Below are 10,051 nucleotides of genomic sequence, written 5' to 3'. Positions count from 1 at the left end.
CGAGACGGGCGGCCGAAAGGCGGTCGCCCTGGACGGGAAGACCGTCCAGGGCGCGAGGGGCGGCGCCGGCGGCGCAAGCCCCGCCCGCCGCCGTCGCCGAGCGGGTCCGGGGCCACCGGGGCGTGGAGACCGGGCTCCATCGGGCCCGGGACGCCACGTCCGGCGAGGACCGCTCGCAAGCGCGGACCGGGAACGGGCCGACCACGACGGCCGCCCCGCGCGACATCGCCATCACAGTCCCGGAGATCCCGGGCCGGGACAACACCGCCGCCGCCACCAGACACCGCCAACGCGACCACCACCGGATCGGCAACCCACTGCTCGCCAACCAAACACGACCTTGCCAAGGCCTCGCGTGAGGCACGACCGCCAGCAGCGAATCGCGGTTGAATCGCTCTAGCGCCAGCACGGGAACGCCGACTCGGCGACGGTGAGCTTCCGGCCCCGTTCGTGACACCATAGCCACTTAGCCGGGCCGGTCGCCCGCCGACCCGGCCGAAGCGAACCAACCCCCGCTCCCCCGGTCCGCACCCGAGTTGGATGCGAACCGGGGAAATTAGGGCATCACCACCAGGTGACTTCCGTGGGGTCTCGTGTTGTGTCCTCGAAGCGGAGCCGCACCGTGTCCGGCACCCCCGCGTCCACGAACACCAAGTGCCTCTCGAAGCTGACGGTATCCTCGCCGTGATCCGAGTCTGTGCGCCGGACGTGCACCACCCAGTCGTCGCCCGACTCGTACACCCCGACCGTCGAGTCTTGCACCGCAGTGTGCGACCGGTAGCCGACGAAGTACAGCAAGGCGGTTTGGTCTTCCGGGATGGGCGGTACCTCCTGCGGTTCGGGTTCAGCCCCCGGACGGTTCGGCACAGCCGTCTGGGCGAGCAGTTCGGACAGTTCGGCGTCGTCGGCCGCCACCAGAACCCACCGGTCGGCGGGCCCCGTGACGTCCCAACCGTTGGGGTCAAGCGGCGTCTGCTCCTCGAACTTCAACGCCTCACCCAGAACAGGGTCTGGTGACCCCTGCCCCGCAGACTCCGACGCGCCGTCCCCCGGCCCGACCGCCCCGCAGCCAGCCCAAGCCCACGCCAAACCCAGCAGCACCAAACCGGCCGCGAACCGGCCTGCCCACCGCTTCGCCATCCGGCCCACACTCCTTTCACCCGTTCAACAACCGGAGCCCTCGCCACCCTCTCTTTTTCGCCTCGGGCGATCGCCTATCGGCCAGCCCAGAGGTGACCAATCCCCAGCCAACCAGACAATGCCGAGATCTCACCACCACGTCACTTCGGCCGGCTCCACCCTGGCGCTCTCGAAACGGAGCCGGACCGAGTTCGGCGGGGGCGCGTCCACGAACACCAGATGCCTCTCGTAAATGATTGCCTGCGTCCCCAGGCCCGCGTCCCTGGTCCGCCGGACGGCCACCACCCAGTCGCCATCGGACTCGTACACCCCGACCGTCGAGTCTCGCACAGCGCCGTCCTGGCGGTAGCCGACGAAGTACACCAGCGCGGTTTGGCCCTCCGGGACCGGCGGCACCTCCTGCTGTTCATGGGGTGCCTCCGGATGCTCCCACACGGCGGTCTGGGCGAGCAGTTCGGACAGCTCAGCGTCATCAGCCGCCACCAGAACCCACCGGTCGGCGGGCCCAGCGATCGTCCAGCCGAGCGCGGCGAGGGGAGTCTGCTCCTCGAACTTCAACGCCTCACCCAGAACAGGGTCTTGGGACCCCTGCCCCGCAGAGTCCGATCCGTCGTCCCCCGCTGAATCCGGTGGCGTTTGCCCCACGGATTGCGACGCGCCGTTCCCCGGCTCAACGGCCCCCGTCCCGCAGGCCGCGCAGGCCCACACCAGACTCAGCATCACTACGCTGACTCCGACCGCGCCCGACGAGCGCATGGTCATTGGGCTGGCTTCGTTTCGCCGGAGGCCTTCGCGCGTGTCACGTCGAGCTCACGGTGATGTTATCCACAAGGACCACTGAGTCGTAAATGGCGTCGCCTAAGTCCTCCACCACTATTCTCAGCGCCGGGAACGGGCCCGAATCGCCGTGCTGAAGCGAGGCGGCCGGCACGGCGATGCTGGCGCACTTCCAGCCGGACTCGCCCACAGTCGAGTCGCCGCCGGGGAAGTCGATACCCGAGATGCTGGTCCAGTTGGTGACGTTGACCGACTCGTCAATCTGGCCGATCTCGCCGCCGCCGGGACTGATCACCCTGATGCGCATCTTGTCGTTGTATTCAGAGCCGACCCATTCCGGGTATTCCTCGGTGACGTAGTTGTAGCAAAGATCGACCTGCAAATTGCCCTTGCTCAAGGCAGCGACCGGGAGCGCCAAGTCTAGAGACGCTTGCGCCTTAGTCTGGGCCGCGCCGGGACCGGTTGATAGTTGCAGCATCTTCTTGCCCCAGCCGGACCGTGGGGTGATGGGCCCAAGGCGGTCAACCACGTCGACTGTTCCCTGCGCGGTCACGGTGTCCAACTCCGCTTCGAAACTGGCGTTGCTCACCGCCTGGTAACCGTCCACGACCCAGCCCAGTTGTCCCGCCGGATGGCCGGAACTGGTGGACTGGAGACGCGAGCGCACGTAAGAAGCGTTCCGGGTCGCATAGCCCGGATGCGACAGAATGAGCGATGCCAGACCGCTCACGAACGGAGCGGCCATTGACGTGCCGGACATCGTATGATACCCGCCTCCGGTGACGGTCGACTGGACGTCTCTTCCCGGCGCCCAGAGCTGCACCCATTCTCCGAAGTTGGAAAAGGAAGATCTCTGCGTTGGGCTGTCCATCGAGCCGACCGACAGCACATCCGTGTTGTACGTAACGCTTCCACCAAAGCCGGTGAACACTTCGGCTCGCGCGAAGGCCGCTGGATACATGGGGCTGCTGGTACCACTGTTGCCGGCCGACGCCACAACCACGACATTCTTATCGCTCGCTATGTGAAGCGCTGCTGCAACCGCCGAGCTTCTCTCAGACCCTGAGAAGCTTATGTTGATTACCCGCGCGCCTGCGGCAACAGAAGCGACAATCGCCTCGGCTTGATACGGCGTTAGCCCCAGCGCCCTAATCTCACCTGAAGGCACAGGTGAACAAACGGTGATCTTGTTGGTCAGCAGTTTGACATTCCAGTTGACGCCGGTCACACCGGTCCCGTTGTTGGACTCGGCGCCGATTATGCCGGCGACGTGCGTGCCGTGGTCCCTATCTATGGGGCAGGCGGAATCCGGGGCCACGTTGTTGTCTTTCGAGCCGTAGTCCTTGCCGGGGATGATGTTGCCGTTGAGGTCGGGGTGGTTAACGTCGAAACCGGTGTCGAGCACCGCCACCACGAGCTGGGTGCGTCCTGTGTTGAACGCCCACGCGTCGTCCAAGCCGAAATCGTCGAGGTACCTCTGGTTCGTATACACCGGGTCGTTGGGCTGGATGGTGTCCTCGCCAGGGTAAATCAGGCCTTCCGGTTCGATCAGCACGACGATCGGATTCGCGGCCAGGGTCTGCGCTACGGCTTCCAACTCGCCCCAGGACGCGACGGGCGGGATTTGGATCTGCCAACGGTCACCCAGGAACGCTCCGACGACTATCCCGCCGACGGAGGCCGCAGCGGCCTCGACCAGCGCGAAGTCCACGCCGGGCTCCGTGGAGATGTCCAGCATGTCGGAGTAGTACTCGCCCCCGTCGGCGTCGCTGATGATTCCCGCGTGCGGGCCCGTGTATAGCTGCGTGGGCACCCCGTCGGGGTAAACCGCGACCTGGACGGCATCGGACGCGGCCTGGCCGGCCACCACCCCGGAGACGGTCAACGTCTTCAACCCGGCCGTTGTGGGCGCCCACGAGAACTTGGCGGTGAACACGCCGTCGCCGGCCAGCAGGTCGCCGCCCGTGCCGTCGTCTGTCAGGGCCGCGCTACCGGAGTCCCAAACGATCTGCGGGTCTGCGGCAACGGTCCCCGCCGGGCGCGTGGACACCGTGAACTCGGTCGCGACCCCGACGTTGGCGCGTTCCGGGTAGATCGAAGACTCAAGCGATGAGAGCCCCGAACGGTCGGACTCGACCACCACGACAACGTCCGCGGTCGCGGCGTCAGCCACATCCGGGGCGGTCGCGGTGAAATGGGCGGTGATCGAGTGCCCGTCAGACGGACCCGTCTGATACGCGAAGGCGCCCAGGGACTCGGTCTGCTGTCCGGCCCCCACGCTCAGAAGGGAGATCTGCGCGGTCGCGCCGTCGGGCAACTCGGCATCGACCGTCACAATCCCAGTCGGCTGCGCGCTCCCGACGGACACAGGCAGCCTCATGACCGCCACGCCGCCCGAAGCCTCGCTGACCGCCACCGCCAACCGGACCTCGGCCCCACCGGACAACAGTTGGAGGTCCTGGGCGGCGAGCGTCGGGAAGTACCGGAAACCGATCGTCGCGGTTTCGCCGGGGCCGATCTCTTGCGACTGTCCACCGGCCACATTCACATACCCGACCTTCGCACCGACGGACGCGCAGCCCTCGGCGTTGCCACCGGGGCAACTGGCCGCGCCCGTCGCGCCGGTGGTGGTCAAACCCGAACTGGCCGGGAGCACTTTGGAAGCGCCGGAGCCGTCGCCTGCGGGAACCTCCAGCCACGCCGTGATCCCCTCGAAGCCGCCCCCCTGGGCCTCCTTAGCCGTCGCCGTCACCGCGCCCGCGACCGTGGTGGGCGTGCCGCCCGAAGCCAGGCAGGCACCCGCCGGGTCGTTTCGCACCAACACGTCGAACAACGCCTCATCGCCTTCCGTCACAACGTCCTGGCGCGCCGTCACCGACAACGCCAGCCCCGGCTCGCACCCGGCCGCCACGTTCAGCGTGTAGGTCAAACCAGTCTGGTCCGCGACCAGCGGGTTGGTCCCTGCCCGGGCCTCGTCCTCATCCGAGGCGCCGTCCCCGTCCAAGTCCCCGTCCACGCCGCCGAAGTCTGCGGCCGTCCGCTTCAACTCGCACAGGTAGAACGCGTTCACGCCCCCGCTGCCGACGCACGTGTCCGTCCCGGCGTCGCCGTAGTGAGAGTCGCCCCCGGCCCCGCCCAACAACACGTCGTCGCCCTGGTTTCCCTTCACCGAGTCGGCGCCTTCGCCGCCCACGATCAGGTCCTGGCCGTCATCCCCCCATGCCGTGTCCGCGCCAGGGCCGCCTACCAACCGGTCCTCGCCGTTCCCGCCGCGCAGCGTGTCAGCGCCGTCCTCGCCGTCCAACATGTCATCCCCGGGACCGCCCCAAACCGTGTCGCCGCTCTCGCCGCCGAACACCCGGTCGTCCCCGTCCTCGCCATAAATCGTGTCGCCGCCGTCCCCGCCATACACCACGTCGTTTCCGGGGCCGGCGTGGATGGTGTCTCCTCCGCCGTCGCCGTAGATCACATCGTTCCCAGCCCCGGCGTGGATGGTGTCTCCACCGCCCCCGCCGCAGATAACGTCATCGCCGTCGGTGCCCTTCAAAACGTCCCCGGCTTTAGTGCCCACAATGGTGCATCCGCGAGACGGATCCACGTCATCTGGCGGGAGCCCCGCCCGCGCCGGAGCGAGCGCGCCCGCCACAGTCAACGCGGCGATCCCACACAACGCGCCGGCTAGCAGAACACCTCCCCGGCGGCCGTTGGGCGTCCGCCAGAGTGGAATGCTAGTAAGTATCTGAAACCTGGCCATAGTTGCCTCCTATGGATCTCGGCCTGCCCGCTAACCAGGTCATTCGGGCGAGTTCGGGTCAGGCCATTGTAAATGTCCAACCTGGGCAGCCTAGCAGGTATTGTCAACTCTCCAAGTAATTCGCGGCCTATTTTGGGGCCGCTTGGCGCGACTCGGTGCTGCCGCTTCTCGCCGCCCCATTGACGCTCTTTGACATGCTGACCGGGGAAGTCGGCCGCCAAGGCGACCGGACCGATCCCAAGAACTCCGCCGGCTACCAAGTCGGCGCACAACGAATAACGCCGCAGGTCAGGCGGCGATTCCGAAAGCCGTATTGGTGGTCGGCCACAATTCCCGCGCCGATTCAAAGCAATTGAGCCACCAGCGCATTCGAATTCAAACCGGCCCCAAGGCAGCCTCCGCAACCCTCTTCAGGCGAAAGTGGGTGTGACGGGAGTAGCCCAATCATGAGGCGCGCGGCGATCGGTTCCGGGGCCGCCGTCACCCACGCCATAATCACTGCGGCACCGCCGGTCCGCCACTCCGCAAAGAGCAAATGCCTCTCGAACCGCGAGGACGGCCCGCACGCACTCTGCCGACCGCTCGCATGTCCAACCCAGCCATTTTGGATGCCTTTCCATCAAATAACCGTACCAATATTGGTCCCGTGAGTCGCCGCCGTGCAAGACGCCACCGCAAGACGGCACCGCAAGACGCCACCGCACTTCGGAGGGTGGGCACCAAGCGGCATCCGAGGTACTCTGCTAGTCTACTTAGTAGACCGTTAGTCTACCCAGGGAGGCCCACGTGACCCGCGACCCAGAAGTCGACGCGCTGCGGCAGCGCCGCATCACCAACGCCGCCGCCGCGCTGTTCGCCGCCCACGGCTTCGACGCCGTGACCGTGGACCAGATCGCGGCCGCCGCACCCTGCTCCAAGCGGACGCTGTATGCCAGGTTCGCGTCGAAAGAGGCCATTCGCCTGGCGATCGTGGCGGAAGAGTTCGACCAGTTCGCCGAGTTCGCCGCCGCGGCGGCCGCCAAAGAGCAGGGGGCGCGGCAGACCGGCGACGAGATCCTGGGCTGGCTGGCCGAAAGGCACCGCGCGGAGCCTTACCGGGCGGGCGCCGCGCTCGCGTTTTCGCTCGAGCCGGGAGACGCCGACCTGCTAGACGCCCGTGGCGCAGGCGGGCGCGCCGGAGACGAACGGCGGGCGCTGCTGGCTCGGATCATCGCGGCCGGCGACACGCTGGAGGCCGCAGTGGCGGAGCTGATCGCGCGAGGGCAACGGGACGGTACCCTGCGCCCGGAGTTGGACGCGGCTGTCACAGGCATGGCGTTGTGGGCGTCGATTTCAGCGCTGGTGCAGATGGCGGCGTCAAAATCGGTGTATGTCGAGTCCCGCTACGGACTGGGCCAGGATCAGTTCCTCGCCGCCGGAATGGACCTGATCTGGAACGGCCTGGGCGCCCGGCCGGACCCGGCGGCCAATGACCCGAAACCGGCCCGGCGGTCCCGCCCGGAAACCGAGGAGGCCCGCCAATGGCCCGCAAGCTGAAATTGGCGGCACTGGCCGGACTGGCCGGAGCGCTGGTCGTGGCGTTGACCGCAGGTTGGCTGACCGCCCGGCCGGTGCGCCTGGACAAGGACACCTCCTTGCCGTTCGATCTTGCCCCCGAGGTCCGCGAGTCCCTCTACTACGCCTCGCTCGCCCCAAACTCCCACAACGCTCAGGCCTGGCGCGTTCGGGCGAACGCGGAGCGACTGCTGGTCGACTTGGATCCGGCCCGGCAACTTGACGTCGCGGACCCCGCCGCCCGCGAGGCCGTCATCTCGCTGGGCGCCTTCGTGGAGAACCTGGTCCGCGCCTTGCGGGCGCACGGCTTTCAGGCGACGGTCGGGCTCGCCGGGGGCGACCTCCCGGTCACCGTCGCGTACACCGGCACTCCCCACCCCGCCGATGCCGCCGCCACCGCCCCGTTCACCCGTCGCCACACGGAAAAGCGGCCGATGAACGGCAAGCCTCTGACGGAGGCGGACCAAGCCGGGCTGGCCGGATCGGTTCCGGGAGGCGTGACCTTGGTCTGGCTCCCGTCCGGCGGCGAGGACTTCCGATACGCGACTGAAGGCACCAAACGCGCCTTCAGGGTGCAAGCAGGCGACCCGGCGGGACGCGCGGAGTTCGCCGAATGGCTCCGGCTTTCCAACGCCGAGACCCGCGCGCGCCGGGACGGCCTGCCCGCCGAACAGCTGGGGATCACCGGCCTGACCAAGGTCATGTACTACTTGACCACCAGCCGCGACGCGGCAAAGGGCGACCGTTTCGCCGACCAGTCGATCCGTCAGGCGGACGCCCAGGCGGAAGGCTGCGGGGCCTGGGCTCTGATCGCCGCCCCCGCCACTCCCGAAGGACTGGTGGCCACCGGTCGCGCCCTCCAGTCGCTCTGGCTCACCGCAGCGGAAGCGGAGGTCGCAGTCCATCCGATGAGCGCCCTGATCGAAGTGGAACCAGTCGAAACCGCGCAAGCGCTGGACCTGAACGCGGCGGACGGCGAACCTCAAATGCTGCTCTGCCTGGGCCGAGTCAACGGCGATTACGGCCAGAACGCGCTGATCAGGAGAAACATCGCCGACTTCGTGAGCGCCGGGTAGGCTGCCCCGGCGTCCCAGTGACGCGCCGGGCGCTGCGCGCCGTGACGGCGCGGCCGAGGTATCGCAAACGCACTCGCGTCGATTCACGTGTGTCGATGCCGTGCCAATCTACTCAGAGTTGGCGTTTACTGCCGCGTGACTCAGCCGGAGCGCCCCCGGACTCGCCGGTCGACCGACCACCGTGACGGGGGCCTCGGAGGCCTGACGGACGCGGTCCGTCAGGTGTTCGCCGGGCGGGTGCGGCGTTCGCGCGCCCTGATCCGCGCGAATGCTCCGAGCAGCAGCAGCCCGGCCGCCCCGATCAGGGGCCAGCCGATGTCCGCGCCCGTGACGGGAAGCGCCTCATCGTCCGGCTGCGGCTTGGCCGGCCGGGAGGCCGCCCGGATCACGATGCCGTCCCATCCGATCAGGGAGCCGTCCAGAGCCTGCACCACGATCCGGTGGTCGCCTGCCGGCGTGCCAGCCGGGATGGTCACCACCACCCGGCCGTCCGCGTCCAACGTGACCGTACCCAACAGCACCGGGGTCGAATGCAGCCACACCCGCACCTGCTGGCCGGCGTGTCCCGGCACCGCCACCACGATCTGGGCGCCAGGCGTGGCCGCGTCGGGCACGTCCACCCCGCCGCGCGACGCCCCAGTCAACTCACCCTCCGGCACCGGAGCCACCTCCGGGTCCGGGTGGGGCTCACCGGGGTCGGGGTCACTTGGATCAGGGGCGCCGGGACCAGGCTCGCCGGGATCAGGAGCGCCGGGACCGGGCTCACCGGGATCAGGGTCGCCAGGGTCTGGTTCGCCTGGGTCGGGTTCCGAGGCGGCGGGTTCGATTGTCACCGGCGCCGATTCGGGGGAGGCCGCCGACGCGCCGACGGCGTTGACAGCGATCACCGTGGCACGGTAGGTGCCCGGCTCAACACCGGCGAACACCGCCGAGGTGGCGTCTCCGCCCACATCCCGCACCAGCGGGTTGTCTCCGCCCAGAAGGCTCACGGTGAACCCGGTCAACGGGGAACCCCCATCGTCCGGAGCGACCCAACCGACCGTCACCACGTCCCCGTCAACAGCCGCGGTCGGCGCCGCCGGGGCCGCCGGGACGGTCGGCTCAGGGCCGGGGTCTGGGGTCGAGGCGACCGCGACCGCGTTCGACGCCGGCGACGGCTCCGAAGAGCCAACCGCGTTCGCGGCCACCACCGTCGCCGTCCAAGAACCGGCGGGCACGTCCGTGAACACAACCGACGTCGCGTCCGCGGCCACGTCTTGGGTCAACGACTCATCCCCGCCCAGCAAACGCACCGTGTAACCGGTGATCGCGGAACCGCCGTCATCCGGCGCCGCCCAGGACACCGCCACCGACGACCCGTCCACGGCGGCGGTCGGTGCAGCGGGCGCCGCCGGAACCGTGGCGACCCCCGCCGGCACGCAATTGGCCGGGTCGACGCCCATCACGTCAGCCTCGCCCACCGCGACCGCCAACGTGAACTCATCCGACACCGCCCCGCCGTCGGCCAACACCGCCGACCGGGTGAACCCCAGGCAGTACACACCCTGCTCGGAGAACGCCCACGACCCGTGCGCGTGCGTGTTCTTCGGGATAGTGAACTCGTCCGCGCCGGTGATTCCGTCGCGGGTGGCGAACAGCACACTCGGCTCCCCGAACGAGCCCGTCTCATACAGAGCGAACTCGCCCGGACCCGACATGTCCGTCAGCTTCCAGTCCACACCACCCTGCGTCGCGGAAAGCGGGATCGACT

The 10,051-nt window shown here is 68.5% G+C and carries 7 protein-coding genes; 3 read left to right on the top strand and 4 right to left on the bottom strand.

Going from position 1 to position 10,051, the window contains the following annotated elements:
- On the top strand, positions 1 to 359 hold a 359-nt coding region (locus LBC97_01240), incomplete at its 5' end, for a hypothetical protein (protein ID MDR2564685.1).
- 205 nt (positions 360 to 564) lie between these two features.
- Here the strand turns inward: LBC97_01240 and LBC97_01235 are convergent.
- The 3 genes from LBC97_01235 to LBC97_01225 all read right to left on the bottom strand — a co-directional run bounded on the left by LBC97_01235 (position 565) and on the right by LBC97_01225 (position 5,671).
- On the bottom strand, positions 565 to 1,140 hold the full coding sequence (locus LBC97_01235) for a hypothetical protein (protein MDR2564684.1): 576 nt from the start codon (positions 1,138 to 1,140) through the stop codon (positions 565 to 567).
- A 129-nt stretch (positions 1,141 to 1,269) separates the two neighbouring features.
- Positions 1,270 to 1,902, bottom strand: a complete 633-nt coding sequence (locus LBC97_01230; GenBank protein MDR2564683.1) for a hypothetical protein — start codon at positions 1,900 to 1,902, stop codon at positions 1,270 to 1,272.
- 37 nt (positions 1,903 to 1,939) lie between these two features.
- Positions 1,940 to 5,671: a S8 family serine peptidase gene (locus LBC97_01225; protein ID MDR2564682.1), complete on the bottom strand. Its 3,732-nt coding sequence runs from the start codon at positions 5,669 to 5,671 to the stop codon at positions 1,940 to 1,942.
- A 786-nt stretch (positions 5,672 to 6,457) separates the two neighbouring features.
- Between LBC97_01225 and LBC97_01220 the strand changes: the two genes are divergently transcribed.
- Both LBC97_01220 and LBC97_01215 read left to right on the top strand, forming a co-directional pair.
- Entirely contained in the window at positions 6,458 to 7,207 is a 750-nt protein-coding gene (locus LBC97_01220) for a TetR/AcrR family transcriptional regulator (protein MDR2564681.1), read from the top strand.
- Complete coding sequence (locus LBC97_01215; GenBank protein MDR2564680.1) at positions 7,192 to 8,301, top strand: hypothetical protein; 1,110 nt, start codon at positions 7,192 to 7,194, stop codon at positions 8,299 to 8,301. Before LBC97_01220 ends, LBC97_01215 begins: the two co-directional genes overlap by 16 nt.
- A 218-nt stretch (positions 8,302 to 8,519) precedes the next feature.
- On the opposite strand, the gene LBC97_01210 is transcribed toward LBC97_01215, so the two are convergent.
- Positions 8,520 to 10,051: choice-of-anchor M domain-containing protein (locus tag LBC97_01210; protein ID MDR2564679.1), on the bottom strand; the 1,532-nt coding region annotated here is incomplete at its 5' end.

The sequence above is a fragment of the Bifidobacteriaceae bacterium genome (assembly GCA_031281585.1).
Lineage (GTDB): Bacteria > Actinomycetota > Actinomycetes > Actinomycetales > WQXJ01 > JAIRTF01.
Note: the sequence above shows the minus strand (reverse complement) of the source record. Positions and strands in the feature narration are given on the sequence as shown.

What these genes read in the sequence shown, in the direction of transcription:
- LBC97_01230 (MDR2564683.1), bottom strand. Translation starts at nt 1,902, where the DNA reads ATGACCATGCGCTCGTCGGGCGCGGTCGGAGTCAGCGTAGTGATGCTG.
- LBC97_01225 (MDR2564682.1), bottom strand. Translation starts at nt 5,671, where the DNA reads ATGGCCAGGTTTCAGATACTTACTAGCATTCCACTCTGGCGGACGCCC.
- LBC97_01235 (MDR2564684.1), bottom strand. Translation starts at nt 1,140, where the DNA reads ATGGCGAAGCGGTGGGCAGGCCGGTTCGCGGCCGGTTTGGTGCTGCTG.
- LBC97_01215 (MDR2564680.1), top strand. Translation starts at nt 7,192, where the DNA reads ATGGCCCGCAAGCTGAAATTGGCGGCACTGGCCGGACTGGCCGGAGCG.